This is a genomic window from Acinetobacter sp. 778_lipA, from assembly GCF_058242985.1.
Window position 1 is genome coordinate 1,317,973 of sequence record NZ_JBZAYT010000001.1, and the last position, 24,877, is coordinate 1,342,849.

The 24,877-nt window shown below is 37.2% G+C and carries 25 protein-coding genes and 2 pseudogenes; 17 read left to right on the forward strand and 10 right to left on the reverse strand.

Annotated elements, in window-relative coordinates; all coding sequences use genetic code 11:
• Positions 1 to 132 precede the first annotated feature (132 nt).
• A complete protein-coding gene (locus AC4CUY_RS06280; RefSeq protein ID WP_490773826.1) occupies positions 133 to 639 on the forward strand; it encodes a DinB family protein in 507 nt (168 codons plus the stop codon).
• A 55-nt stretch (positions 640 to 694) separates the two neighbouring features.
• Here the strand turns inward: AC4CUY_RS06280 and AC4CUY_RS06285 are convergent.
• From AC4CUY_RS06285 to AC4CUY_RS06300, 4 genes and pseudogenes are all read right to left on the reverse strand, one after another.
• Positions 695 to 802 (reverse strand): annotated as a pseudogene (locus tag AC4CUY_RS06285) (nitronate monooxygenase); the annotation flags it as partial.
• A 332-nt stretch (positions 803 to 1,134) separates the two neighbouring features.
• Positions 1,135 to 2,085, reverse strand: a complete 951-nt coding sequence (locus AC4CUY_RS06290) for a LysR family transcriptional regulator (protein WP_419328678.1) — start codon at positions 2,083 to 2,085, stop codon at positions 1,135 to 1,137.
• Positions 2,086 to 2,297: 212 nt separating this feature from the next.
• The gene (locus AC4CUY_RS06295) at positions 2,298 to 3,569 is read right to left on the reverse strand and encodes an MFS transporter (protein WP_490773827.1); all 1,272 of its coding nucleotides are present in this window, start codon (positions 3,567 to 3,569) and stop codon (positions 2,298 to 2,300) included.
• A gap of 22 nt (positions 3,570 to 3,591) precedes the next feature.
• The gene (locus AC4CUY_RS06300) at positions 3,592 to 4,950 is read right to left on the reverse strand and encodes an outer membrane beta-barrel protein (protein ID WP_490773828.1); all 1,359 of its coding nucleotides are present in this window, start codon (positions 4,948 to 4,950) and stop codon (positions 3,592 to 3,594) included.
• A gap of 297 nt (positions 4,951 to 5,247) precedes the next feature.
• Between AC4CUY_RS06300 and AC4CUY_RS06305 the strand changes: the two genes are divergently transcribed.
• From AC4CUY_RS06305 to AC4CUY_RS06330, 6 genes are all read left to right on the forward strand, one after another.
• Positions 5,248 to 5,742 (forward strand): cupin domain-containing protein, encoded by a 495-nt coding sequence (locus tag AC4CUY_RS06305; RefSeq protein ID WP_419820663.1) that lies wholly within the window; start codon positions 5,248 to 5,250, stop codon positions 5,740 to 5,742.
• Positions 5,743 to 5,758: 16 nt separating this feature from the next.
• Complete coding sequence (locus AC4CUY_RS06310; protein ID WP_419820662.1) at positions 5,759 to 6,766, forward strand: hydroxyquinol 1,2-dioxygenase; 1,008 nt, start codon at positions 5,759 to 5,761, stop codon at positions 6,764 to 6,766.
• A gap of 64 nt (positions 6,767 to 6,830) precedes the next feature.
• The gene (locus AC4CUY_RS06315; RefSeq protein WP_419328686.1) at positions 6,831 to 8,297 is read left to right on the forward strand and encodes an aldehyde dehydrogenase family protein; all 1,467 of its coding nucleotides are present in this window, start codon (positions 6,831 to 6,833) and stop codon (positions 8,295 to 8,297) included.
• A 5-nt stretch (positions 8,298 to 8,302) separates the two neighbouring features.
• The gene (locus AC4CUY_RS06320) at positions 8,303 to 9,370 is read left to right on the forward strand and encodes a maleylacetate reductase (protein WP_419328688.1); all 1,068 of its coding nucleotides are present in this window, start codon (positions 8,303 to 8,305) and stop codon (positions 9,368 to 9,370) included.
• Between the two features lie 89 nt (positions 9,371 to 9,459).
• Positions 9,460 to 10,311, forward strand: a complete 852-nt coding sequence (locus AC4CUY_RS06325; protein ID WP_419328690.1) for a dioxygenase family protein — start codon at positions 9,460 to 9,462, stop codon at positions 10,309 to 10,311.
• Positions 10,312 to 10,313: 2 nt separating this feature from the next.
• Entirely contained in the window at positions 10,314 to 10,649 is a 336-nt protein-coding gene (locus AC4CUY_RS06330) for a Rieske (2Fe-2S) protein (protein ID WP_419328691.1), read from the forward strand.
• 32 nt (positions 10,650 to 10,681) lie between these two features.
• Here AC4CUY_RS06330 and AC4CUY_RS06335 read toward each other — a convergent pair whose 3' ends face one another.
• A complete protein-coding gene (locus AC4CUY_RS06335) occupies positions 10,682 to 11,047 on the reverse strand; it encodes a nuclear transport factor 2 family protein (protein WP_419328693.1) in 366 nt (121 codons plus the stop codon).
• Positions 11,048 to 11,209: 162 nt separating this feature from the next.
• Here AC4CUY_RS06335 and AC4CUY_RS06340 point away from each other — a divergent pair, with 162 nt between their 5' ends.
• From AC4CUY_RS06340 to AC4CUY_RS06350, 3 genes and pseudogenes are all read left to right on the forward strand, one after another.
• A complete protein-coding gene (locus tag AC4CUY_RS06340) occupies positions 11,210 to 11,881 on the forward strand; it encodes a 3-oxoacid CoA-transferase subunit A (protein ID WP_419820659.1) in 672 nt (223 codons plus the stop codon).
• An 18-nt stretch (positions 11,882 to 11,899) separates the two neighbouring features.
• A complete protein-coding gene (locus tag AC4CUY_RS06345) occupies positions 11,900 to 12,553 on the forward strand; it encodes a 3-oxoacid CoA-transferase subunit B (protein WP_490773829.1) in 654 nt (217 codons plus the stop codon).
• 13 nt (positions 12,554 to 12,566) lie between these two features.
• Positions 12,567 to 12,785: pseudogene (locus tag AC4CUY_RS06350) on the forward strand (thiolase family protein); the annotation flags it as partial.
• Here the strand turns inward: AC4CUY_RS06350 and AC4CUY_RS06355 are convergent.
• From AC4CUY_RS06355 to AC4CUY_RS06365, 3 genes are all read right to left on the reverse strand, one after another.
• Positions 12,781 to 13,824, reverse strand: coding sequence for an NAD(P)H-dependent flavin oxidoreductase (locus AC4CUY_RS06355; protein WP_336954521.1), 1,044 nt, complete (start codon positions 13,822 to 13,824; stop codon positions 12,781 to 12,783). The pseudogene AC4CUY_RS06350 and the gene AC4CUY_RS06355 overlap by 5 nt on opposite strands.
• Positions 13,825 to 13,954: 130 nt before the next feature.
• Positions 13,955 to 14,656, reverse strand: a complete 702-nt coding sequence (locus AC4CUY_RS06360; protein ID WP_419328834.1) for a VIT1/CCC1 transporter family protein — start codon at positions 14,654 to 14,656, stop codon at positions 13,955 to 13,957.
• A gap of 101 nt (positions 14,657 to 14,757) precedes the next feature.
• Positions 14,758 to 15,102: a hypothetical protein gene (locus tag AC4CUY_RS06365; protein ID WP_151803479.1), complete on the reverse strand. Its 345-nt coding sequence runs from the start codon at positions 15,100 to 15,102 to the stop codon at positions 14,758 to 14,760.
• Between the two features lie 871 nt (positions 15,103 to 15,973).
• Here AC4CUY_RS06365 and AC4CUY_RS06370 point away from each other — a divergent pair.
• The 4 genes from AC4CUY_RS06370 (at position 15,974) to AC4CUY_RS06385 (ending at position 18,153) form a co-directional block, all read left to right on the forward strand.
• Positions 15,974 to 16,384, forward strand: a complete 411-nt coding sequence (locus AC4CUY_RS06370; RefSeq protein ID WP_336954524.1) for a roadblock/LC7 domain-containing protein — start codon at positions 15,974 to 15,976, stop codon at positions 16,382 to 16,384.
• 363 nt (positions 16,385 to 16,747) lie between these two features.
• Entirely contained in the window at positions 16,748 to 17,104 is a 357-nt protein-coding gene (locus tag AC4CUY_RS06375) for a hypothetical protein (RefSeq protein ID WP_004721834.1), read from the forward strand.
• A 98-nt stretch (positions 17,105 to 17,202) separates the two neighbouring features.
• Positions 17,203 to 17,418 (forward strand): DUF1653 domain-containing protein, encoded by a 216-nt coding sequence (locus AC4CUY_RS06380; RefSeq protein WP_336954526.1) that lies wholly within the window; start codon positions 17,203 to 17,205, stop codon positions 17,416 to 17,418.
• 141 nt (positions 17,419 to 17,559) lie between these two features.
• Positions 17,560 to 18,153: an O-methyltransferase gene (locus tag AC4CUY_RS06385; protein ID WP_336954528.1), complete on the forward strand. Its 594-nt coding sequence runs from the start codon at positions 17,560 to 17,562 to the stop codon at positions 18,151 to 18,153.
• 60 nt (positions 18,154 to 18,213) lie between these two features.
• Here the strand turns inward: AC4CUY_RS06385 and AC4CUY_RS06390 are convergent, their stop codons facing one another.
• On the reverse strand, positions 18,214 to 18,420 hold the full coding sequence (locus AC4CUY_RS06390) for a KTSC domain-containing protein (RefSeq protein WP_004721830.1): 207 nt from the start codon (positions 18,418 to 18,420) through the stop codon (positions 18,214 to 18,216).
• A gap of 221 nt (positions 18,421 to 18,641) precedes the next feature.
• Here AC4CUY_RS06390 and AC4CUY_RS06395 point away from each other — a divergent pair, with 221 nt between their 5' ends.
• Complete coding sequence (locus AC4CUY_RS06395) at positions 18,642 to 19,145, forward strand: endonuclease V (RefSeq protein ID WP_336954529.1); 504 nt, start codon at positions 18,642 to 18,644, stop codon at positions 19,143 to 19,145.
• Positions 19,146 to 19,245: 100 nt separating this feature from the next.
• A complete protein-coding gene (locus tag AC4CUY_RS06400; protein ID WP_336954530.1) occupies positions 19,246 to 19,602 on the forward strand; it encodes a VOC family protein in 357 nt (118 codons plus the stop codon).
• Between the two features lie 99 nt (positions 19,603 to 19,701).
• Here the strand turns inward: AC4CUY_RS06400 and ahpC are convergent, their stop codons facing one another.
• Positions 19,702 to 20,265 carry an alkyl hydroperoxide reductase subunit C gene (gene ahpC, locus AC4CUY_RS06405; protein ID WP_004721823.1) on the reverse strand — a complete coding sequence of 188 codons (564 nt, stop codon included), beginning with the start codon at positions 20,263 to 20,265 and terminating at the stop codon, positions 19,702 to 19,704.
• 618 nt (positions 20,266 to 20,883) lie between these two features.
• On the opposite strand from ahpC, the gene AC4CUY_RS06410 reads away from it, so the two are divergent.
• Entirely contained in the window at positions 20,884 to 24,864 is a 3,981-nt protein-coding gene (locus AC4CUY_RS06410) for a DUF3418 domain-containing protein (protein ID WP_490773830.1), read from the forward strand.
• Positions 24,865 to 24,877: the final 13 nt, after the last annotated feature.

Here is a 24,877-nt window from a genome sequence, read left to right on the forward strand (position 1 = left end):
AGATTGGCAAAAAATTTGATTTAACATGAGCATCAAGCTAGCTTTATTGATTTTATCGCTATACGAGTCAAAATGGCATTTTTATCAAGCTGATTATATTTTATACACCCATAATAATGGTTTATTTAAGTCATGAATAAAGATTCTTTGAGAATACTGGCACAATACAATATATGGGCAACCCAGCGTCTTTGTGAAAGTTTAAAAGCTGTGTCCGATGATGATTTTAACAAAAATGTTGGTCTTTATTTTAAAAGCATTGCTGGCACTTTGAATCATTTGCTATTGGGGGAACATTATCTTTGGTATTCACGCTTTAAGCAGGGTGTATCACCTGCAATTGCATTAGATACTATCATCCAAACTGAAAAAACCCTATTACTGGACGAATTACAAGAGAAGTCGAATAACTGGATTGAGTTTCTAGAGCAGTTAGATGAAAAAACCTTAAATGCAGATTTAACCTATAAACGAGTTTCTGGACAAGAACTGACTTTGCCTTATGCTGCTACTCTTATGCATGTATTTAATCATGGCACACATCATCGTGGGCAAATTACTGCTGCAATGACAGGATTGGGGTATGTATGCCCCGAATTAGATTTGGTGTATATGTTAGTTGAACAAAGCCAAGCATAATAAGTATAAATAGAAGCTGTCGCAGTTCAGCTTCTATTGACAGCTTAGTTAAGCATTAAGAATGGTTCATTTCTGCAACCAGTTGATTAACTAGATCTCGAGCTTCTAATTCACGGATCAGTCCAACATTACTTCCAGCCCAGAATGCACCAAAGCCAGTATCACCATGTTGAACAGCTAAGGATTTGGTGAAAATGAATTTGATTTAATTATGAATCATCAAATAAAACAAAGAATATTTAAAGGGTTAAGCGTGCTAGGACTAAACTTTAATTATAAAAATGATACTGGAGCAAACAACATGTAAAATAGAACTATTATTTCTTATAGTGTTAATTTTTAAAGTAATAATTAAGAAGAATGTTATTTATATCCCATTGTTATAATTTAAATAACTTTCGCTGTTCCCTTACTATCTTTATAAGATAGATTTAAATGAATGCTTAGTAAGACGGCTATTTTTTTCATTCTAAGAAGTATGTGGAGAATATTTAATTATTGAAAGAATTTAACCCTAGGTGATAAGCAGCCGCTTTCTATCAGTTGTTGATCCCATTCTGGAACAAGATCTAGTTTTTCCACTAGAAAATCGATTATGCAACGGATTTTGGTTAAATTTCTAGAGTTCGAAGGAAATACGGCTCTTAACCCATAATTAGGTAAAGGATAGTCAGTAAGTACTGGAATTAGTTTCTTTTTATAAAGGCTCTCACATGCGACGATTGTTGGTAGGCAAACAATACCGCCCCCTGTTAAAGCAAAATCATGTAATAAATGAATTGAGCTTGATGAGACTCTCGCATGAATAGAGAACTCTTGGAACTTATTATTGATCATAAATTTGATTTTGTTTCTTTCGGGATATCCAGAATAATAACCTAATTCAAACTGCTGAAGTTGGTGTGGGTTTTTGGGTTGGCCATGTTTTTCAATAAATTCTGGTGAAGCACACATCACACGGTTTACATTGAAAATTTTCCTCTCAATTAGGCTTTCTCCTTTAGGAGGAAACATTTGAAAAACAATGTCAAATCCAGAAGAAATAGGATCAATGACTTTATCGTATACAACAATATCTAATTCAATATCTTTATACTGTGCTGTGAACTGATATAAACGTTTACTGAAATAACTTAAAGCAAAACCAGGGGCCATATAAATACGTAATAGGCCATGTAACTCATTTTTTGCATGTGACATTTCATCAGCGAGTTGCTCGAAACGGCTAATAAGCTCGACACATTCGGGATAGTATTTTTCACCAATAGCCGATAACCTTACTGATCGGGTACTACGATGAAATAAAGGCGCATTGACAAACTTTTCCAGTTGTTGAATACGTGTACTGATCACTGAACGAGTAACACCAATTGATTCAGCTGCTTGAATAAAACTTCCACTTTGTGCGACTCTCACAAATGCTTCCATACATTGTAATTTATCCATAAGTTAATCCATCAACTATGAAAATAAGATATTGATTTTATATCCCACGAAATTTAAAGGATAAACTAAATTATCTAAAAATAATTGATTGTATATTAAGCAAAGTAAAAGCACCCACTATGTATTAATGTTGATTAGTTAAGAATTTATCCAATAATTTGGCTTAACTTACAGTCATTACTCACTATGAATGCTTTTTTATTAGATCAACATTATAACTTTTGAGTGGGTTCAATTTCATATACTTCAATAGACTGTACTTTACGAGGAGCAGTTTCTTTAATAAAAAAACTCATGCATATACCAATAATTGTACCTACTAAGCTTAAGTAAAAAATATTCTGGATACCATAGTTCTCAGCAATTATTCCAGAAATTACAGGTGCAATACCGCCACCAAAAATTTCACCTGCACCTACTACGAGCCCAATTGAAGATGCAACTAATCCTGCTGGTGCAGATTCTGCAGCTAAGGGGCCTGATAGTAAGGCGATTAATCCTAAACTAAAGAAGGAAAGCACAAAGAGTAATCCAAATAATATTGGGATAGATGCAGAAGCATTAGCAAATAAATAAATAAAAATAGTTGCTCCAATAAATCCTAGAATAGAAGCAAGGCGTCGACCAATCCAATCCGATGCGGCAGGAACAAGAAATTGCCCTAAAAAACCACCAAAACCGATAGCAGAAACAATTAATCCCATCTCTTGAGAGCTAAGTTTTAAGAAATTTTCTAAATACAAAGGAACCATTGCACTAATAACAAAAACACATGACATCGTACAAAAGAGGCCAATCATACTTAGTAAAATATTCCGTGTTTTGAGTAAATCAATCCAATTCACTTTTACTTGTGTTTCAACCTGTTTTTCGGTAATTAGTAATTGACCTCCTTGAGTATCTTGTGGCTCTTTTAGAATAAAAAATAAAAACACGGCTATAATAAAACCAGGAATTGCAACAACCCAGAATACCTCACGCCATGAGGGTACGATTAAAAGGAGTTGTGTAGCGATAATTGGCCCTAAGCCCAGACCAAATAAAGCAAAGCCACTTTGCTGTAATCCTTGCAAGGCACCACGACGCGAGGGTTTTGCTGCAACTGCAGTCGCAGCAAAACTTGTTGGACAGAATGCACCTTCTGAAATACCCATTATAGAACGAATTAGAATTAGACTGGTCAAACCCATTGCAGCTCCAGAGAAACCTGAAGCTAACGAAAAAACGACAAGAGATATTAGTAAAATCTTACGATGACCAATTTTATCTGATAACCTTCCTGCATATATTGCGAAGATTCCCCAAGTTATTCCCAAGGCACCAAAAATTAGACCAACATCTTGGTAATTTAAAGATAAATCTTTCATGATTGAAGGTAATAAGGGGGCAATAATCCAACGATCTAATCCCACAAGGCCAAAACTAAGTGTGAGAAGGAGTACAATCTTCCATTCGTAAGAAGTATCCCATTTTTGTATATTCATATTTATATCCTTTTCAATGAATTTAAAAAAAGAAAGTTAGGTCAAGTGAGTAAGACAGTTGATCATCTTCAGTGCCATTGACCAAAGGAGGTAATGCGTTGTCTTTAGCTGCAAATGGTTTGTAATTACCACTGTACCTGTCGTAACGAATTTCTGGGCGGATACGTAAGTATGGTTTCGGATTCCAAGTGACGTTGGCGGTTACGGCTTTGTAGATGCCTTCATATGGCACTAATACATGTACACCATCTGTATTAAAGTATTCGGCACGTAGGGCTGAACTGAGTTGCGAGTTAATCATATGGTTGTAGCTGACGTTGAGCCCGTACCAAGAAGCATCTTTACCGCCTTGTTTCGGAATACCGTAAGGTTCCTGATTAAAAATATCTGTCAATAATGCTTTTTCTTGATAGCCATAGGACGCTTCGGCGGTCACGATGTTTTTCGGGTCTAAAAATTTGGTGATGGTGAGATAACTTTGATAGCGGGTTAGGTAATCATCTTTTGCCAAGGCAGAGCTGGCAGGAATTGGTGAGCCGCAACCACATTTGCTAAAGGAGTCATCGGCGCCGTTGCCATAGATATTTTCAAAGTCGACCCACAGTGAAAAATCCTTGCTGCGCCAGCGCAAGTTGGCAATGGCATCCCAGTCATCATTGGGGTCTTGTAGGTTGTTGTAACCACGTACTGCACCAACTTCATAAGACAATTTTGCACTGTCTGGATTATTGAAAATATGGCTGCTCCATAGAGTACCCACATGTTTTGCTGGACCATGGATAAAGCTGTAAGGGTGGGTGTAAAAGGTAGTTGGTGCAGGTGCAGGCAAGGCAAAACCAATTTCATTGGCCAAAGGTGTATGAAATAAGCCGAGCATCAAATTACTACCACCTAAAACAGGGAAGTAAAATTCGGCATAGGCTTGGGTTAAGGAAGCATAAATATCCGATGAGTCAAAATTTCCCACCTTGTTGCTGCCCCAATCATCATCTAGGCCATAGGTTCGGAAGAAAAAGTTGTCGGCACCATACATGCCAGTGATGTTAAAACCCCAGTCAAAAGCTTTTGGCATGTCCCTTGGAAATGGTCCAACCCGACTGGCAATATTACTTTTGATCTTTTTTTCAATGGTGATGGCGGCTTGATCCAGCGTAATGCCTTCATCACGTCTTAAGATAGTGGCAGGTGTCATTTGCCCGCCATGATTACTGCCGGCAACACTGGCCTGAGCCAACCCCGAAACTTGAATGTCCAGCGGATTGTCATTGATAGATTGAAGTAGCCACCCCTGTGGTTGTGTTATATCTTCAGATGCGTTTGCTGACGCATGAGCAAGTGCAATAGCGAACATTGCACCCCCGAGAACTTTTAATCTGTCCATAGTACGTCTCAATAAATTTAAGAAAACTACCTTGTTTCCATGGTTGTTATAATTTTGTCCTTCATCCGAACGTTTTTTATTCAAGTGCAAAGTGTACTGAGCTGTCAATGTGACTAAACAGAGGTTTATTGTAGAAAATAATTGTAATATTTTGTTTTTTATATTTATTTTTCCATTGTTCGCAGATTGCAAACATTCATGTTGCTGCTTTCTTCATTGTCTTAATCGAGGGATTGGCGTAATTTCAAACTGTCGAGGAAAGACCATACACGAAGAATTTCAGTAAGGAATATGGAAATGAGTGCTTATACAACAAAGCTCGGTAGTTTGGAAAACTACGAAAAAGGTTCAATCCAGATTATTCAGGGTAAAGCTACTAATTATGCCTTTTCAAATATTTTTGAAGTGGCAGCAATGAGCAAACCTTATGAAAAAACAGTTGTTGGGATGAACCTCAAATTTGTCATTGAGTCTGTTCTGGCAGAAGGGCAATCTGCTTGGTATACGGCATCACATGATGAATTTGTGATCGTAATGGATGGTGAAGTTCGTGTCGATTATTTGAAATTAAAAGGCCCGATAGTCCCCCAGGATCAAGAGGGTACTCATCTTGCTGGAAAGAGACCAGATGGGGTACCAATGGGGTATGTTGTCTTGAAAAAAGGCCACCAAGCTATTTTACCAGTCGGATCAGCATATCGTTTTGAGGCGTCAAAGAAATCAGTGATGTTAATACAAACAATTAAAGGTCCCCTTTCTGTCGAAAAATGGAATGACATTTGTATTAAGTAATCAAGGAGAGATAAAAATGAATGCTATGCAAAATAAATTTGTTGAAGATGACGGGGTAACGATTACTGGATATGATGAAATTTCAGGTTATTCAACTTTCCAGTTAGGTAATTTTAAGTTCAGTCGTGATGAATACTTTGCCAAAGTAACATGGGAAGCAAAAGGTCAGGAGCATTCTCATTTAATATCTGTTGATGCATTTTTACGGGCTTTAATGAGAGATGTTGCTTGGGGGTTTTTCTATGGTTGGGTTAACTTCGATCATGTTATTGGTACTCAAAACCACTATGGTAATGTCGACTTATACGCTGGCACTTTTAATGGCGTATTAAAAGCAGCAGGCGTAGATTATGTTGAGAACTTTGAAACTCCACTAATCATGGCGACTTTTAAAGCTATTTTACATGATTGGGTAAGTAAAGGATTTGATCCATTTGCTGCCCCAGAAGAAACAGGTTCTGCTTTTGGTCGTAAGCATGGTGATAATTCAGAAGCGATTGACCGCTATCGGATTGCCACGAAGCGTATGCCAAGTTTACCTGATGATTCACCTTTACGTGATGATTTACCGGTTAACCGTCAGTTTGAAGATGTGGTTCAAGATGATCCAATTATATATTGTGAACCTGGTTTTGAAGGTCAACTTAGTGGTTTTAACTTATTTAAATATCTGTCGCGTTCAGACGTGACTTGGAACCCCTCTGTAACTTCTGTTTGTAAACAAAGTTTATTCTGTCCTACTACAGAAGAATATATTTTACCAATTTTTCATGGCAATGATCGCGTAGAGTGGTTCTTACAATTATCTGATGAAATCACTTGGGATATTGGCGATAAAGTAGATGGTAGTCCTATTGCCCGCGTCATTATGAAAGCAGGGGATATTGCTGCAATGCCAGCCAATATTCGTCATCAAGGATACTCAACTAAACGTTCAATGTTACTTGTTTGGGAAAATGCAACCCCAAATCTACCTGAACTTTATGAATCAGGTGAACTATCTCCTTATCCAATCCAATTCTAAGCATTCAGCTAGAGGCTGTTAAGTTCCTACATTTAACAGCCTCTGATACTCATTAGGTGAAATTATGAATAATCAATTATTTATTGATGGCCAATTCGTGCCTGCAAAAAATGGTGGCACCATTGATGTAGTTAACCCATCTAATGGCGAGTTAATTACTAAAATTGCAGCAGCTGAAGCAGAGGATATAGATATTGCAGTTGCTGTTGCTAAACGAGCTTTCCCATCTTGGGCAGCAACCCCCGCGACAGAGCGAGGCCGATTACTCCTTAAACTCGCTGATTTAATTGAAGAACACACAGAGGAATTAGCACAACTTGAATCTTTAGATACAGGGCATCCTATTCGTGACTCACGCCGTTTAGATGTACCGCGTACTGCTGCCTGTTTCCGTTATTTTGGTGGAATTGCCGATAAAATTGAAGGCTCAGTTATTCCAGTTGAACAAGGTTTTTTAAACTATGTTGTTCGTGAGCCAATTGGTGTAGTAGGACAGATTGTACCCTGGAATTTCCCATTAATGTTTACGAGTTGGAAACTTGGACCTGCATTAGCTGCTGGTAATACTGTGGTAATGAAACCATCTGAACTCACTCCTTTATCTACGTTGAAAATTGCTGAATTAATTAAAAAAGCTGGTTTTCCGGATGGCGTTGTCAATATCGTGGCTGGCTATGGACATACGGCGGGGCAACGACTGGCAGAGCATGAGGACGTTGGTAAAATTGCTTTCACCGGATCAACTTTAACTGGTCAAAATATTGTTCGTTCATCAATAGGTAATCTGAAACGTGTTCAACTTGAGCTCGGAGGCAAAGGTGCTAATATTATTTTTGAAGATGCCAATATTGATGCAGCTGTTAATGGTGCAGCATGGGCAATTTTTCACAACCAAGGGCAAGCATGTATTGCAGGTTCACGTTTAGTTTTACATGAAGCAATTGCAGATGAGTTTTTGGAAAAATTTATCAGGCTAGCTGAATCAATTCGATTAGGTGATCCTCTAGATCCCGATACTGAAATGGGACCACTCACTTCAGAAGCTCACCGCAATAAAGTGTTGTCATATGTCGAGGTTGCTAAAGAACAAGGTGGTCGTGTGTTAACTGGTGGTAAAGCACCAGAAGATATTAACTTGCAAAATGGATATTACGTTTTACCAACCGTGGTTGAAGCCAAACCAATGGATCGTGTTGCTCAAGAAGAAGTATTTGGTCCCTTTGTAACCGTATTGCGCTTTAAAACGGAACAAGAGGCTTTGGAAATAGCGAATTGCACTGAATATGGTTTAGGTAGTGGCTTATGGACACAGAATTTACAACGTGCTCATCAGTTTGCTAAAAACATCAAAGCTGGTATGTGCTGGATTAATAGTTATAAACGTGTAAATCCAGGTAGTCCATTTGGTGGTGTAGGTAAATCCGGTTATGGTCGAGAAATGGGTTTTGAAGCTATTCATGACTATACGGATGCTAAATCTATTTGGGTTAATGTGGATGCCAATATTCCACCTCATTTTCTGCGAGGATGAGTTGTATGAACGCATTTCATTATAAAGCTTTACCTTTGGATGTTTATTTTGATAATGGTAAGTCAAAAGAAACAAAAGAAATTTTAAATCAGCATGGTTATCAAAAAGTTTTAGTGTTAACTACACCAGAACAGGAAGATGCTGGTCAAGAATTAGTGCAACAATTGGGTGATATTGCAATGGGGGTTTATCCTCATGCCGTGATGCATGTACCTGTTGAAGTTGCAATTAAAGCCATTGATTTTGTTAAAGAGAATAATATTGATTGTTGTCTAGCATTAGGTGGTGGCTCGACTATTGGGTTGGCCAAGGCTATTGCCTTAAAAACTCATACCCCAATTGTGGCAATACCCACTACTTATGCTGGTAGTGAAATGACCACAGTATATGGTCTAACTGAAAACAACCTAAAAACGACTGGTAAAGACATTCATGTCTTACCCAAAGTGGTCATTTATGATCCTGAACTGAGTTTGACTTTACCAGCAGAAATTTCGGCTTGTTCAGGTATGAATGCTATGGCGCATGCGGTAGAAGCATTGTATGCGCAAGACAAAAACCCGATTATAAGTCTTATGGCAACTGATTCAATTCGGGCACTCAAAGCCGCATTACCTGCAATTGTCAAAGATACACATGACGTTGAAGCCCGCCAAAAAGCTACATATGGTGCGTGGTTGGCAGGTATCTGTTTAGGGTCAGTTGGGATGGCGATTCACCATAAAATCTGCCATACCTTGGGTGGTACCTTTAACTTGCCGCATGCGCAAGCACATGCCATCACTTTGGCGTACTCGGTACATTACAACCGTAATGCCGATGTCGAAGCCATGGAACGATTGGCGGGAGCATTAGGTGTAGCAAGTCGTGAAAATGTTGGTATGGCAATTTATCAATTAAACCAGTCTTTAAATATTCCATTGGCACTAAAAGATATTGGTTTACCAGAACAAGGGCCTGCTGAAGTAGCAAGAATTATTTGTGATAGCCCGTATTATAACCCCCGCGGTTATGACTACGAGGAGTTAGTTGATCTGCTCACCAAAGCTTATCTGGGGTTAGCACCGATATAAAATAAATCGAATTTCACCATAAATATCGGCTTAACCGCAGCATTATTTGCTGCGGAAAGGTGAGTTGTGCTGCCAAAAAGGAATTTATTATGAGTGTAACAACACAAGCTATTCAAAGCTTTCAAAACATTGATAATGCACGTCATCGTACTTTAATTACTGCCTTAGTTGAGAAATTGCATGACTATATTAATGAAGTGCAATTAACAGAAGATGAGTGGCTTCATGCAATTCAATTCTTAACTATAACTGGACAACTTTGTCATGAACAGCGTCAGGAATATATTTTACTTTCGGACGTACTTGGTATTTCTATGCTGGTTGATCAGATCAATCACCAGAAGAATGAAATACAAACTCCTTCAACAGTTTTTGGCCCCTTTTTTATTGAGAATATGCCAGTTCGTCAATTTGCTGATAGCATCGTGGTTGAGGGTGAAGAGCAAACTATTCCTTTGTTAATTACTGGTCAGATCAGAAATGAGTATGGCAAAGCTATTTCTAATGCTTATATAGATGTTTGGCAAACCGCGGATAATGGGATGTATTCGGGGCAAGATGCTATGCAACAGATTGACAATTTACGGGGTATATTTATTAGTCAATTAAATGGCTCTTATGCCATTAAGTCTATTTTGCCTGTAAGTTATCAAATCCCGTCAGATGGTACAGTAGGGCAACTTCTGAATTATGCTAAGCGTACTTTTTGGAGACCTGCGCATATCCATTTTAAAATTGTTGCAGATGGATATCAGTCACTTATAACTCATCTTTTTTTAGCAAATGATGACTATTTAAATAATGATGCCGTATTTGGTGTAAAAGATCGTTTAATTGTCAGTTATCAATTCACAAAGTTGGATGAGGAAAGCAAAGTTTTATATGGCCTTGATAGAGACTACTACCTGATCACATATGACTTTGTTCTTTCAGCAGAGTAATTATGAAAAATTTAATTAAACTCTGTGAAAATTCTGATTTTTTTCAAGAAATTTGTCTAAGAGTGGCGCATCCTGACGATCTTAAAAAAAGTATTATTGTGATTAAAGGTGGAGATAAATTTTATGCTTATGAAAATATATGTCCTCATTTTTCTGTTCAGTTAGATTATAAAACAGGTGTATTCAGTACTTATAAAAATAAATTAATTATGTGTGCGCATCACTCAGCGATGTTTGATATAACTACTGGATTGTGTGTTGATGGTCCCTGCAAAGGTCACTCTTTGACGTTGGTAAAAGTTGAAGTAAAAGATGGGGCAGTTTTTCTAAAACGTTAGCCTCTGCTTGAGACTAACGTTTTATTATTGAATTAGGAACTAAAAGGTGTTGCCTGATACATCATTAATTTTAGTTCTTTATGTTCTTTTTTCCATACTGATAATGCTCGGTTCTGTAATTTTCTAGGTTGTTGATTAATTAAAAGCTTTGCATAAAAATTAGCAGTAACAATTACGCAGTCCTGCATCTCTACAACAGTATCAATATCATATTCAATATGTTGATAATCATAATAACCGGCTTTGAGCTTTGTTATAAAAGTTGCTAAATCATCAACTGTACCGCTGGTATGTACATATCGAAGATTTGTATCGCACATATTCGCAAATTTTTCATAGTGTTTATCAATTAAGCTATCAAAGCGCTTTTTCTCTATTTGTCTAATTTGCATTTCCATAAATTCTTCATCCCTTAAAATTATTAGTCCCCTCATGATATTAAGTTTAAGGGTGTTCAATTGTTCTAAATTACAGAACATTGTATTTGCAGTTTTATAAGCTATCTTTTTATTTGAATAATCTACAATAAAGCATAATAATTTTAGAATAATGGATTGGCTATGATAAATAAAAGTGAGGCTTCACTTACCGAGGTTTTATCGCAGATTAAAGATGGCACAACCATCCTGATTGGTGGGTTTGGTACCGCAGGACAACCCGCTGAACTCATTGACGGACTAATTGAACTGGGTATTAAAGACCTGACTATTGTGAGTAATAACGCCGGTAATGGTGATTATGGCTTGGCTAAACTGCTTAAAGCCGGTTCAGTTAAAAAAGTAATCTGTTCTTTCCCACGTCAGTCAGACTCTTATGTGTTTGATGAACTGTACCGTGCTGGAAAGGTCGAGCTTGAAGTAGTACCGCAAGGCAATCTGGCGTGTCGTATTCAAGCCGCTGGAATGGGTTTAGGTGCAGTCTTTACCCCAACAGGCTTTGGCACATTATTGGCAGATGGCAAAGAAACACGTCATATCGATGGCAAAGACTACGTACTTGAATATCCGATTAAAGCAGACTTTGCACTGATTAAAGCACATCAAGGCGACTGTTGGGGCAACTTGGTTTATAACAAATCAGCACGTAACTTTGGTCCAATCATGGCGATGGCAGCAGACGTCACCATTGCACAAGTTTCAGAAGTGGTTGAGCTAGGTGGATTAGATCCCGAGCACATCATCACCCCAGGTATCTTTGTACAGCACGTTGTACAAGTACAGCCCGCACAATAAGCAATAAGGAGAAATAACATGAGCTACCAAAAACTAAGCCGTGACCAAATTGCTGAACGTGTTGCCCAAGATATTCCCGATGGTGCATATGTCAATTTAGGTATTGGTTTACCGACCAAGATTTCAAAATACTTGCCAACAGACAAAGATGTATTCCTGCATTCTGAAAATGGTTTATTGGCTTTTGGTCCTCCACCCGCCAAAGGTGAAGAAGATCCTGAGCTGATTAACGCAGGCAAAGAATATGTCACCATGCTAACGGGTGGCTCGTTTTTCCATCACGGTGATTCTTTTGCCATGATGCGTGGTGGACATTTGGATATTGCCGTATTGGGTGCATTCCAAGTGGCGGCCAATGGCGACCTTGCCAATTGGCATACCGGTGCGCCAGATGCGATTCCTGCGGTGGGTGGTGCAATGGATTTGGCTGTAGGGGCCAAGAAAGTCTTTATCACCACTGATCATGTGACCAAGCAAGGTGAACCTAAGATTGTTGAAGAACTGAGCTATCCAGTAACAGGTAAGCATTGTGTTGATCGTATCTATACTGACTTATGTGTGATTGACGTGACCCCAGAGGGTTTAAAAGTGCTTGAAAAAGTTGCAAGTCTGAGCTTTGAAGAATTACAGGCTTTGACGGGTGCTCCATTGATTGACGCGATACCGGATTAAGGATATAGACAACATGAAAAACGCTTACATCATAGATGCCATCCGTACTCCATTTGGTCGTTATGCCGGTGGTCTTGCGCCAGTACGTGCAGATGACCTCGGTACTATTCCAATTCAAGTATTGATACAACGTAATCCAACGGTAGATTGGCAACAAGTCGATAATGTGATTTATGGCTATGCCAATCAGGCCAGTGAAGACAACCGTAATGTCGGGCATGTCAGCATTATGAATGGTTCATTTCTACAACCAGTTGATTAACTAGATCTCGAGCTTCTAATTCACGGATCAGTCCAACATTACTTCCAGCCCAGAATGCACCAAAGCCAGTATCACCATGTTGAACAGCTAAAGCATTCAGTTGTTTAGCTAAATCATAGGCATAAGGGTAGGCGGCTACATGTGGACGGTCGGGCTGATCAATCCTCGCTTGCCAATGATTGATGATGCCACGTGCTGGGCGACCTGAAATGCTTGAAGTAATTTGAGTGAGTGGGTGATCAAATAAAGCCTTGCGGTATGCTGCATTGGCATTTGAAGATTTACATTGTACAAAAGCAGTTCCCAATTGAACGGCATCAGCACCAAGGTTTAACATGGTTTTAGCTTGTTGCCCATTCATAATACCACCTGCTGCAATGACAGGAAGTGAACTATATTTTTTGATGAGTTGGACTAAATCAGCGGTTTTAATTGCGCCATCAATTTGAGCATTAAAAATACCGCGATGTCCACCTGCTTCGATACCTTGAGCTACAATAATATCAATCCCTGCTTCTTCGATAGTGAGCGCTTCAGTTAGATTGGTTGCAGAAACAATTGTGATGATACCGGCTTGTTTTAATTTTTGAATTTGATATTCATGCGGGATGCCAAAGTGGAAACTTACTGCTTTGGGTTGAGTGTCTAAACAAAGGTTTAAAAAATCATCATTGTCTTTAAAGCTAGGGTAAATACATTTTAATTCTGTAGGTGGGCTTGCACCAAATTTTTCAAATTCAGTTGCTAAATGTTGACTCCATAACAGATTAGATTCAGTGTTTAATGCTGCTGATTCATGACAGAAAAAGTTTAATTGAAAAGGATGTGGTGTTAGTGCTTGAGTTTCATGAATTTGTTTTAATGCAGAATCTAGTGTATTTGCACCGAGTCCTAAAGCACCCAAAGCCCCTTGATTTGATACTTCTGCAGCCAATAGTGGGGTAGAAACTCCAGCCATTGGTGCAAGTAATATGGGATGTTTTATCCCTAATTGTTCTAATAAAGACATACTTAAGCTCCTTGTGTTTTAAGTTACTTTGCCGAAGCGGCTGCAAATTAGCAAATTATGTTCGGTATTTATTATAAAAATATAATTTAAATACATCTTTAAGTTGCGACTTATTTTATCAAGACATAAATTAAATTGGAGTGACTTGGAACAGTGAACCAATCCAGCTTGAGAACGCCATTGCGATAATTCCCCACACAGCCACACGGAAACTACCTTTGAGTATTGATGTACCAGCAAAATAGCTGGATAACGCACCCAGTATGACTAGAGATAAGATACCGACAACTAAAACAATTTTCTCTAAATATGCTTCCGGGCTAAACACAATTGATAATGTCGGAAATAATGCACCAATAGAAAAAGATAATGCAGAAGAACCAGCAGCCTGTAATGGTCTTGCAGCAGTTGCTTCATTGATCCCAATTTCATCACGTGCATGTGCTTCCAAAGCATTTTTTTCTGTGAGTTGAACAGCAACTTGATGCGCCAATTCAGGATCTAAACCACGTTGAATATAAATGTGGGTAAGTTCTTTAAGCTCTAAGTGCGGATTCTTTTCTAATTCTAGAGCTTCTACTTTTAGATCTGCTGCTTCAATATCTGACTGTGATTTAACGGAAATATATTCACCGGCAGCCATTGAGGTTGCACCAGAAATTAATCCTGCAATACAGGTAATCAGCAGGGTGTGGCTTGAGGCACCGCTTGCTGCCATTCCCATCACTAAACTAGTCACAGAAATAATGCCATCATTTGCACCTAAGACGGCTGCTCTTAACCAGCCTGTACGTTGTATAAAATGCTGTTCTAGGTGGTGAGAATGAGACATAAACAAAACTCCATGTGACTGAAAGTCGGTTAATTTATAATGTAAATATATGACAAATGAAAAAAAGCTCCTATATTTAGGAGCTTTTTTTCATATTAAAACTATTGGCTCGCTTTTTCTTTAACGTCAGCAGCACCTTTTTCAACAGCACCCGCAGCAGTTGCAGTGGCATCTTTAGCAGCATCAACAGTTGCATCTGCAGCATGGGCAGTTGCATCAGCTGCATGATCTACAGCAGTCGCAGTTGCATTTGCTGCATTATCCGCAGCTTTAGCAGTCGCATCCGCTGCATTTTGAGCCGCGTGTTCTGCATCATGTTTTGCTTGTTCTACGGCATTTGCAGCATGTTCACCTGTAGTCGCACCCGTTTCAGGTGCTTTGTCTTTATTACAACCAACAAGTGCAATCGTTGCAATCAGACCAAGAGAAAGTAGAAGTTTATTCATTGTCTTGTACCTTTTTTAAATTAATTTTTGGCATCCAGCAGTTGGATAAAATAAGGGCTCGTTAATATTTCATAAGTAGCTTGCGTTGTAGGCTAAAATTGAGCAAAGCTTGTATAAGTCACTAAGGATGAAACAAAAAGAATAACGGATCTCTTTTAAGTTTCATAACGCCAACAGAGCTAATTTTAGTTGCAACCAGAGTAAGAACAAAGCACTGCTTTATTGGCAGCACAAGGCGAAGCTCAGGGACTAGTGTATTTTTTACTGTTACCTTGTTACGAACTACTCATTTAGAAAGACTAAATTTCATATTTCGTGCCTAGTATCATCTAAAACACACACTGTCGCAAACATAGAGGAATGATCAACAAATCCAAATATAAACACAAAAAATAACCAAATCAAAAAATAAAATGTAAATTTTTTATAAGATCAATTTATCTTATATTGAATAATAACTGATCAACATAATTTTAATAAAAGTTTAATATAATATGAATACACTCGCTTTATATCTAAAACTCAAGTATCAATAAAATACTTAATGAAAAAATAAAAAAGTTGTTTCTATGTTTTATCGTTAAAATTAAATCAAGACATAGTTTAAGATCTAAACAATTTATGATATTAATCGATTAAAAGTGACGAGTAGTACTAGATCTGACAATTTTGAACTTTGGAGACAAAATCAGTGCTGTAAAAATAAATTAAAATTGAAAAAAAATATTTACAAGCCAATAAAAACAGATAGAATTGAGCTAAAATGTGAAGTATATCAAATAATTCTGTCACTAGAAAAAGTCTAGAAAACATGTTTTTCGGCTTTTAAAAATGCTTAATTTACAAATTAATTTATGGGGTTTTCTTGAATATGCTTGATCTAAACACATCTCGAAAAGTACCCGATGATTTTGTCATATATGCTGAAAAACAAATCAGACAACTTTTGAACTCGGTCAGTGGTGTAGAGTTCATCATGTTGTGTACTTCTGATGGTTTTGAAATTGCTTTAGCCAACAAGAAAAATATTAACAATTCTGGAAAAATTGCTGCAGTGAGTAGTTCGATTTTGGCCTTAGTGACAGCATTTGTTTCAGAAATCAATCTTGTTGGATGTCAAACAATTACCTTAGATGCAGAGAATGGAAAAGCGCTATTAACCGCAATTCCTCATCCAAAGCATCCGTTGGTTTTAGTGGCGATGACCAACAAAGATATTTTATTGGGGCAGATCCTATATGAGCTCAAATCTACTTCTGAATTACTCACGAGAAACATATAGGGAAGTTATTTTAAAATATGTGATGAGGTTCACATTTTTTTAAAAAATGAGATCTATACTGATTTTTTTTCGAAGCTGTTATTTTTTGGAATTTTTTGAAAGCTTTAAATAGTCAAATTAGTTATTTATTTTTTAAATTTCTATTGAATAATTAATATTTTTTATGCTATTTAAATGAGTGTGGAAATAATTAATTAAAATTGATTATCAAATAAAATTAAATGGGTATTCAAAAAGAATACTAATTTATCCATGTTAGTTAGAAATGAAAATTTTTAGCTATATAGTAAAGTGTTTTAGTAAAGCAAAATAAAAATTGAATTGCTAAAACGAACAACAATGTTGAAAGCAACGGGGATGCTCATGGCTCGTATCACACTAGATCAATTAACTGATATCGATGGTTTCGTTTGTGCTGCATTAGTAGATAGCGAAAGTGGTTTATCTTTAGCGACTGCGGGTGCAGGTTTAGACTTAGAATTAGCAGCAGCAGGTAATACTGAAGTTGTTCGTGCTAAGCGTAAAGTTGCAAAAGCACTAAAATTAGATGATGTAATTGAAGATATTTTAATTACATTAGGTAAGCAGTATCACTTGATTCGTCCACTTGATTCAAATGAAAATTTATTTCTTTATCTGGTTTTAGATCGTTCTAAATCAAACTTAGCAATGGCTCGTCACGAGTTAAAAGCATTTGAAAAAGGCTTAGATTTTTCTTAATTTAAAAACTGAAAAGCTTAAAAAACTCGTCCTCGGACGAGTTTTTTCTTTTACTATCCTGTATAACATAAGTATCGTATTTATTGTGTTGAGCATTCATGTTAAAAGCTGGAATTTATAAACATTATAAAGGTAATTTATACCAAGTCTTTCATGTCGCAACGCATAGTGAAACCCGTGAAAAAGTTGTGGTTTACCAATGTTTATATGAGGATTATTCAATCTGGGTTCGACCTTATGAAATGTTTTGTGAGCAAGTCACATTAGAAGATGGTCAAGTCCAAGCGAGATTTGAATTTTTACATGCTGTTTAATCCATATGCGTTAGACTTTATAGGTTGATTAAGTCATGTAATAAACCGTAACGATGTAACTTGTCAAAAGCTATGTATTGTCATAGCAATGACGTAAATGATTGAAATAATAACAATGATAGTGAAAAGGAAGATCTAAACATGAGTTTAAGTAACCCATTTTTGCAACGATTGAATGAACTATATCAATCCTTTATTAAGTTTGATGCCACACAGTGTGATCGTATTAAACGCTATCGAAATATCGAACCTGAATCAGCATTGTTTTTAGCCATGCAAGTGCGAATTCAGCAGTCTAAGAAAATTTTAGAGATCGGAACATCAACAGGTTATTCTACATTGTGGCTTGCGGATGCAGCCAAAGTGACAGGTGCGAAGGTGACAACGCTTGAGATCGATGAAAAAAGAACTCAGCAAGCACAACTGCATGCTCAAGAGTTAAAAGTTGATGACGTGATCGATTTTTGGGTGGGGGATGCGCAAAAATACTTAGAACAGTGTCAGGAACAATATGACTTTATTCTACTTGATGCTGAACGCAATGCTTATTTAAATTACTGGGTATATCTACAGAAGATGCTTGTAGAGCATGGCGGAGTTTTGATTGTTGATAACGTAATATCACATGCGGCTGAAGTTAAAAGCTTTATCAAAGAAGTTAAACAAGATGAAAGGTTTATGACAACAACCTTGTCGATCGGGTCAGGTCTGTTTATGGTGACATTAAAAAACTAACACAGTTTTTATATCAGGGAGAAATCTCCCTGACTTTACTTTAAAAGCGCCGCTCTAAAATTATAAAATTGAAAGCCTTTTAAAATGTAAATCATATTCTAGGTATTTATGCACGAATGCTGTTTTATCACTACATCGTAGTAAATTATTGTATATAAATTCTGGTACGGGATGGTAAAGTTCACCAGAACCATTGTTATAAAAAATTTTTAAATACCGTGAAGAAGCATTATACTTCCAAGAAGTCACGGTAATCATAGATCCCATAAGCAACCCCTTAAACTTTTGATTGTTTTACAGAAAAAATATTCTGTATCTTTTGAAATTAGTCTATTCACTTAAAGAAATGTATAGTGGTTTTGTAAAAATCCTAATGATTGTTTTGATAAGGTTATTCATATTTTGACATTGCGTATTTTTGCAAGATAAACGCTTAAAAATCATAATTAAACGAGATAACGAGTTTTTTAATAATTTAGGGATAGATTATGATTCTTGCAATAGATGTTGCCTATACAGAAAACGCTGCACAAGTTGCTGGCATTGTATTTGAGTCTTGGACGAGTTCTAGTATATCGAACCATTACCTTATCACCATCAAGCCAATTGCTGACTATGAGTCAGGTCAATTTTATAAACGTGAATTGCCGTGTATTTTAAAATTATTGGATTTGGTGAAAGAAACCATTGATATGATTGTGATTGATGGCTATGTTTATTTAGGTGTTGAACAAACAGTTGGTTTAGGACAGCATTTATATACTGCCTTAGCTGATAAAACTCCTGTAATTGGAGTGGCTAAAAATGAATTTAGGGGAACGCCAAAGGAATTTGAAATTCTACGTGGACAAAGTGTTAAGCCCTTATATGTCTCTGCCATCGGAATAGAATTAGCGAAAGCGAAACACAATGTGCAGTCCATGTATGGGAAATACCGTATTCCTGAGCTACTTAAGCAAGTTGATCGTTTGAGCAAAACAACGCAAAAATAATTACGCTATTCTAAATCCAGTGGTTTAAATGCATTTTTTATATGCTAATGCTTTGTTTTTTTATTAAAAAAATATTTTATAAATTTATGGTGAAACAGATATGGATCAGTCAGCGTCTCGTCAAAAAACTTCAATAAACTATATTGAATTTAAGGTGAAAGACATCCTCCAAAGCAAAAAGTTTTATCAAAACTTAGGCTGGACTTTTACTGACTTTGGTCCTGCATATTGTGAGTTTGATTCAGGGGAGATAAAAGGTGGCTTTACCCAATCTGACAATGTGCAAAGTTCTGGTGGGGCATTAATTGTCTTATATAGTATCCAGTTAGAACAAAGCTTAGCGTGTGTGAAAGAGGCAGGAGCAACTATCGTACAAGAGATCTTTAGTTTTCCTGGTGGGCGTCGTTTTCATTTTAAAGATTTAGACGGATATGAAATTGCAATTTGGTCTCATTAAATAAAAACCTATAAACGCAAAAACCTGCACATAAAATCCAATGTAAAAAAACCACGCTAAAAAGCGTGGTTTTTTTATGGGTTTAATCTAATTCAAGAATTAGATTTTACCGACTAAGTCGATTGAAGGTGCAAGAGTTGCATCACCTTCTTTCCATTTAGCTGGGCAAACTTCGCCAGGATGACCGTGAACGTATTGAGCTGCTTTAACTTTACGAAGAAGTTCAGAAGCATCACGACCAATACCACCAGCATTGATTTCGATGATTTGGATTTTACCTTCAGGATCGATAACGAAAGTACCACGATCAGCAAGACCAGCAGATTCAATTAAAACTTCGAAGTTTTTAGCAAGAACCCAAGTTGGGTCACCAACCATTACATATTCAATTTTTTTGATTTCTTCAGAAGAATCGTGCCAAGCTTTGTGCGTGAAGTGTGTATCTGTAGAAACAGAGTAGATTTCAACGCCTAATTTTTTGAATTCAGCATAGTTGTCTGCAAGATCACCAAGTTCTGTTGGGCAAACAAAAGTGAAGTCTGCTGGATAGAAGAAAACTACAGACCATTTACCTTTAAGATCGGCTTCTGTAACTTCAATGAATTGGCCGTTTTGGAAAGCTTGTGCTTTAAATGGTTTAACTTCAGTATTAATTAAGCTCATCATTATCTCCATGATTGAGGTGTTTATCTAATATTTAACTAGAATAATGAATTTCAGGTTATTGGGGAAATAGTATTTTTTTATCGCTAAGATCGGAAAATCAAATTAACGTGCTCCAGATACATTTCACCAAAAACCGTTGTTTTGTCAGAGTTTCATCAACTAAAGCAAATCAAGATGATGTTTGAATGACAAAGCATCCTTTTTTAATCTGTTACAAACATGATGCTTCTGGGGCTATATTTCAAGGGTGATTTCTAAAAAAGATATAAAATTTATTTCAATGTATAGAATTTGTTCATATAAGATAAATTGAACTTTAACTACATCACATTTCAATGTTGTGCATCGAGCAAATGATACAGGGACTGCTGTTTTGTGCTTGGGCATCACTTCAAGCTAGCTAGTTTTGTAGATCATATAGCAACAGATCTACGTCTATATGAATATTTGCAACCACAGCCAGTTGCGTAGTTGAGTAAACTTTAGCACCTTTTAAATATTATTTTTATAATACATGTATAACACAATGGTGAATTCACTTTGATTGGACTATCTCTCCTGTGCTTTACAGCGTAAAATATTCCGTTCAATTTTAAGTATTAGGATAATGCATCTGTGCCAAATCAGTTAAATGTCGATCAATGGGTTATGGTACGAGATCGCCATCGTTTAAATCGACTGAAAAAAGGAAAAGATGCTCATCCTGAAAAATTCCAAGAATTGTTTGAGAAATCAAATCATCAAGTCAAAAAAAGATTAGCCAGTCTACCGACAATCAAACTCAATCAGGATCTACCGGTTACCCAGTATGCAGATAAACTGATTGAAGCGATTCAGAAGCATCAGATTATTATTGTTGCAGGGGAAACGGGTTCTGGTAAAACTACGCAATTACCACAGATTGCAATGCTTGCAGGTCGTGGTTTAACTGGGATGATTGGTCATACTCAGCCTCGTCGTCTGGCAGCACGGAGCGTATCGCAACGAATTGCTGAAGAAGTTGGTGAAAAGCTGGGTGAAAGCATCAGTTTTAAAGTGCGTTTTAATGAGCAAGGATCAAATGATTCGATCGTTCGCTTAATGACGGATGGTATTCTACTTGCTGAACTTTCTAATGATCGTTATTTAAATAAATATGACACGATTATTATTGATGAAGCACATGAGCGTTCATTAAATATTGATTTCATCATGGGTTACCTGAAGCAACTGGTCAAAAAGCGCCCTGATTTAAAAATCATTATTACTTCAGCGACATTAGATGTGAATCGCTTTAGCGAATATTTTAATGGTGCACCAATTTTTGAAGTGGAAGGACGTAGCTTTCCAGTAGAACTGCGTTATCGTCCGATTTCAGAGATGACGATCGGCGGTAGTGATGATGATGACTTTGATGAGTTTGAAGAAAATTTACCACGCGCAGTGGTACAAGCTGTAGAAGAATGTTTTAAGGATGCTGAGTCTAAGGGACATCCTGAACATGCGGATATTCTTATTTTCTCAAGTACTGAACAAGAAATTCGAGAACTACAAGAGACCTTACAAAAATTTGGTCCTAAACACACGCAAATTTTACCTTTATATGCTCGTTTAGCTTTGGCAGAACAGCAGAAAATCTTTAATCCATCTGGTGGTGGTCGACGTATTATCATCGCGACAAACGTTGCTGAAACAGCATTGACTGTACCGAATATTCGTTATGTGATCGACAGTGGTTTTGCACGTATTTCTCGCTATAACTATCGTTCACGGGTACAGCGTTTACCGATTGAAGCTATTTCTCAAGCTGCTGCAAATCAGCGTAAAGGGCGATGTGGTCGTATTGCACCAGGTGTTTGCATTCGCTTATACAGTGAAGATGATTTTCAAAGTCGTCCAGATTTTACTGAACCAGAAATTAAACGGACCAATTTAGCATCGGTTATTTTACAGATGCAAAGTCTCGGTTTAGGTGCTGTAGAAGATTTTGATTTTATTGAGCCACCAGACTATCGTTTGGTCAACGATGGGCGTAAGTTGCTGATTGAATTAGGTGCTATCCATGACACGCAAAATTCAAATAATCTTCCTCAAGCAATGGCACAAAATGAAATTGCGGTTTCCAAGCAGGGAGCTGTAGGTGATGCTAAAGCAAAAAACCTTGCTCAACCTGCTACTAAAAAAGCCGAACTTCAAAATAACAGTTTAACCAAAATCGGTCTACAAATGGCAAAAATGCCAATAGACCCACGCCTTGCACGTATGATTCTTGGTGGCGCTCATTTTGGGGTACTGAATGAAGTTTTGATTATTGTTGCTGCGCTTGCAGTACAAGACCCACGCGAGCGTCCTGCTGATAAGCAAATGCAGGCGGATCAAAAACATGCATTATTTAAAGAAGCAGATTCAGATTTTCTATTTTATATTAAACTGTGGAATACACTGACTGAAAATCGTGAAACTTTGAGTGAAAGCAAAAGACGTAATTTTGCCAAACAGCATTTTCTTAGCTGGTTGCGCTTACGTGAGTGGAAGAAAACTCATGAACAATTACTGGATTTAGCACAAGGTTTAAAACTTTCATTCAATGAAAAGCAGGCCAGTTATGAAAATTTACACCGTGCCTTATTGACAGGACTATTGTCCTTTATTGCCAATAAAACTGACGAACGTAATATTTTCATGGCAGTTCGTCAGCAAAAAGCCCGAATTTTTCCTGCATCAACCTTACATAAAACCAATACCCCATGGGTAATGGCATTTGAAATGGTCGAAACCTCACAGGTGTATTTACGCACACTGGCAAAAATTGAGCCTGAGTGGATTCTTTTGGCTGCACCGAACTTATTAAAACATCATTATTTTGAGCCACATTGGGCGAAAAAACCGGGTGTGGTCAATGCTTATGATCAGATTTCATTATTTGGACTGATCATTGAACCGAAACGTGCCACCAATTATGAAAAAGTGGACCAGTTGGCTGCACATGAAATTTTCTTAAGAGATGCGCTAACTACAGGAAACTTGGGAACAACGCCACCATTCTTAAAACACAACCTATTAAAGCTTGAAGAAGTGGAGCGGGTAGAAGACAAACTGCGTCGTCGTGATTTAGTCGTCGATGAAGAAACCATTTATCAGTTTTATGCCGCTAAAGTGCCTACGGAAATTGCCAGCCGTCGTAGCTTTGAAGATTGGCGAGCAACAGTAGAACCGCAGAATCCTCGTTATCTTTTTGTTGATGATGATGATTTATGGATGAATGATCGTCCAACCACACAGCAATTTCCAGATTATTTACATAATGGACAATTGCGTTTAGCTGCCAGCTATCGTTTTGATCCAAGTCATGATGAAGATGGCGCAACTGTAAAAATTCCTGTACAGGCCTTAGCTCAAGTTGATGAAAATATTTGGTCTTGGGGGATTCCGGGTTGGCGTTTGGATTTAATCGAAGCTTTATTAAAAGCCTTACCAAAAGATAAACGTCGTAACTTGGTGCCGATTCCAGATACAGCCAATAAATTGATCAAAGCAGTCGATGCGCAACATTTGCGTCAGCATATTTTTGAGTTTTTGGCATTTCAATTACGTGGTGAACAAATTACCAATAAAGATTTTTCTTTTGAACGTATTGATCAATTCTTAATTCCATTTATCAAAGTAATTGATGAAAAAGGTCGCGTGATTGAAAAAGGCCGTGATCTTGCAGAACTTAAAGCACGTTGTCGAACTGAAACACACAGTCCTGTCAAACAGTTAAAAGGTGAGTTTACTACTTTTCCTGAAAGCTTTGTATTTGAAGCATCTCAGAAAGTAACTGGGGTTGTGGTTAAACAATATCAGGCACTGGTTCCAAGCAAAGACTTTGCTAAGTTAGAGTTGAAAGATGATTCTGGTATTGTGATTCAGACCTTTAATGATCAAAGTGAAGCGATTAAACAGCATCGTGAAGGCGTAATTCGTTTGATTCATATGCAATTGGGGGATTTGATTCGTCAATTGAAAAAGCAAATTTCCAAGCCACTGGCATTGGCATATTCTCCTTTGGGCGATAAAGCACAACTTGAGCAAATGTTGGTGTACGCAACATTACAAATGGCAATTCAAGATTTACCAATTAATGCTGAAGAATTTGCGATAGTCATGGCAGATGTGAAAAAGTCATTTTTAAGTTATGGTCAGGAAGCATTAAAGTTGATCAGTGAAATTTATATTCAATGGCAGGAAATACGCCAGCAATTGTTGATGCTGGATCAAGATGTATTTGCTAAAAATATGAATGATATTGAGGATCAACTCGATTTAATGAACTTATCCAATTTTGTTTATTCAAAATCTTCAGATATTTGGCAGGAATATCCTCGTTATTTAAAAGCATTGTTATTGCGTTTAGATCGATTGCCGAATAATCTAAATCGTGATGATGCTGCAATTAAAGAAGTAGATCCTTGGATGGATAAACTGTTTAAGTTTAAGTCGGATGTCCGTGTTAAAGAAGTCTACTTCATGGTTGAGGAACTACGTATTTCATTATTTTCTCAACCAATGAAAACCAAGATGCCGATTTCGTCAACCAGAATACAAAAAGTATGGGAAAAGCTTGGAATCGGTTAGAATAGAAATAATT

Coding starts and splice junctions, on each gene's coding strand:
- AC4CUY_RS06315 (WP_419328686.1), top strand. CDS start 6,831: ATGAATAATCAATTATTTATTGATGGCCAATTCGTGCCTGCAAAAAAT.
- AC4CUY_RS06365 (WP_151803479.1), bottom strand. CDS start 15,102: ATGAATAAACTTCTACTTTCTCTTGGTCTGATTGCAACGATTGCACTT.
- AC4CUY_RS06325 (WP_419328690.1), top strand. CDS start 9,460: ATGAGTGTAACAACACAAGCTATTCAAAGCTTTCAAAACATTGATAAT.
- AC4CUY_RS06375 (WP_004721834.1), top strand. CDS start 16,748: ATGGCTCGTATCACACTAGATCAATTAACTGATATCGATGGTTTCGTT.
- AC4CUY_RS06340 (WP_419820659.1), top strand. CDS start 11,210: ATGATAAATAAAAGTGAGGCTTCACTTACCGAGGTTTTATCGCAGATT.
- AC4CUY_RS06320 (WP_419328688.1), top strand. CDS start 8,303: ATGAACGCATTTCATTATAAAGCTTTACCTTTGGATGTTTATTTTGAT.
- AC4CUY_RS06300 (WP_490773828.1), bottom strand. CDS start 4,950: ATGGACAGATTAAAAGTTCTCGGGGGTGCAATGTTCGCTATTGCACTT.
- AC4CUY_RS06345 (WP_490773829.1), top strand. CDS start 11,900: ATGAGCTACCAAAAACTAAGCCGTGACCAAATTGCTGAACGTGTTGCC.
- AC4CUY_RS06370 (WP_336954524.1), top strand. CDS start 15,974: ATGCTTGATCTAAACACATCTCGAAAAGTACCCGATGATTTTGTCATA.
- AC4CUY_RS06335 (WP_419328693.1), bottom strand. CDS start 11,047: ATGGAAATGCAAATTAGACAAATAGAGAAAAAGCGCTTTGATAGCTTA.
- AC4CUY_RS06400 (WP_336954530.1), top strand. CDS start 19,246: ATGGATCAGTCAGCGTCTCGTCAAAAAACTTCAATAAACTATATTGAA.
- AC4CUY_RS06330 (WP_419328691.1), top strand. CDS start 10,314: ATGAAAAATTTAATTAAACTCTGTGAAAATTCTGATTTTTTTCAAGAA.
- AC4CUY_RS06385 (WP_336954528.1), top strand. CDS start 17,560: ATGAGTTTAAGTAACCCATTTTTGCAACGATTGAATGAACTATATCAA.
- AC4CUY_RS06280 (WP_490773826.1), top strand. CDS start 133: ATGAATAAAGATTCTTTGAGAATACTGGCACAATACAATATATGGGCA.
- AC4CUY_RS06380 (WP_336954526.1), top strand. CDS start 17,203: ATGTTAAAAGCTGGAATTTATAAACATTATAAAGGTAATTTATACCAA.
- AC4CUY_RS06295 (WP_490773827.1), bottom strand. CDS start 3,569: ATGAATATACAAAAATGGGATACTTCTTACGAATGGAAGATTGTACTC.
- AC4CUY_RS06290 (WP_419328678.1), bottom strand. CDS start 2,085: ATGGATAAATTACAATGTATGGAAGCATTTGTGAGAGTCGCACAAAGT.
- AC4CUY_RS06305 (WP_419820663.1), top strand. CDS start 5,248: ATGAGTGCTTATACAACAAAGCTCGGTAGTTTGGAAAACTACGAAAAA.
- ahpC (WP_004721823.1), bottom strand. CDS start 20,265: ATGAGCTTAATTAATACTGAAGTTAAACCATTTAAAGCACAAGCTTTC.
- AC4CUY_RS06390 (WP_004721830.1), bottom strand. CDS start 18,420: ATGGGATCTATGATTACCGTGACTTCTTGGAAGTATAATGCTTCTTCA.
- AC4CUY_RS06360 (WP_419328834.1), bottom strand. CDS start 14,656: ATGTCTCATTCTCACCACCTAGAACAGCATTTTATACAACGTACAGGC.
- AC4CUY_RS06395 (WP_336954529.1), top strand. CDS start 18,642: ATGATTCTTGCAATAGATGTTGCCTATACAGAAAACGCTGCACAAGTT.
- AC4CUY_RS06310 (WP_419820662.1), top strand. CDS start 5,759: ATGAATGCTATGCAAAATAAATTTGTTGAAGATGACGGGGTAACGATT.
- AC4CUY_RS06355 (WP_336954521.1), bottom strand. CDS start 13,824: ATGTCTTTATTAGAACAATTAGGGATAAAACATCCCATATTACTTGCA.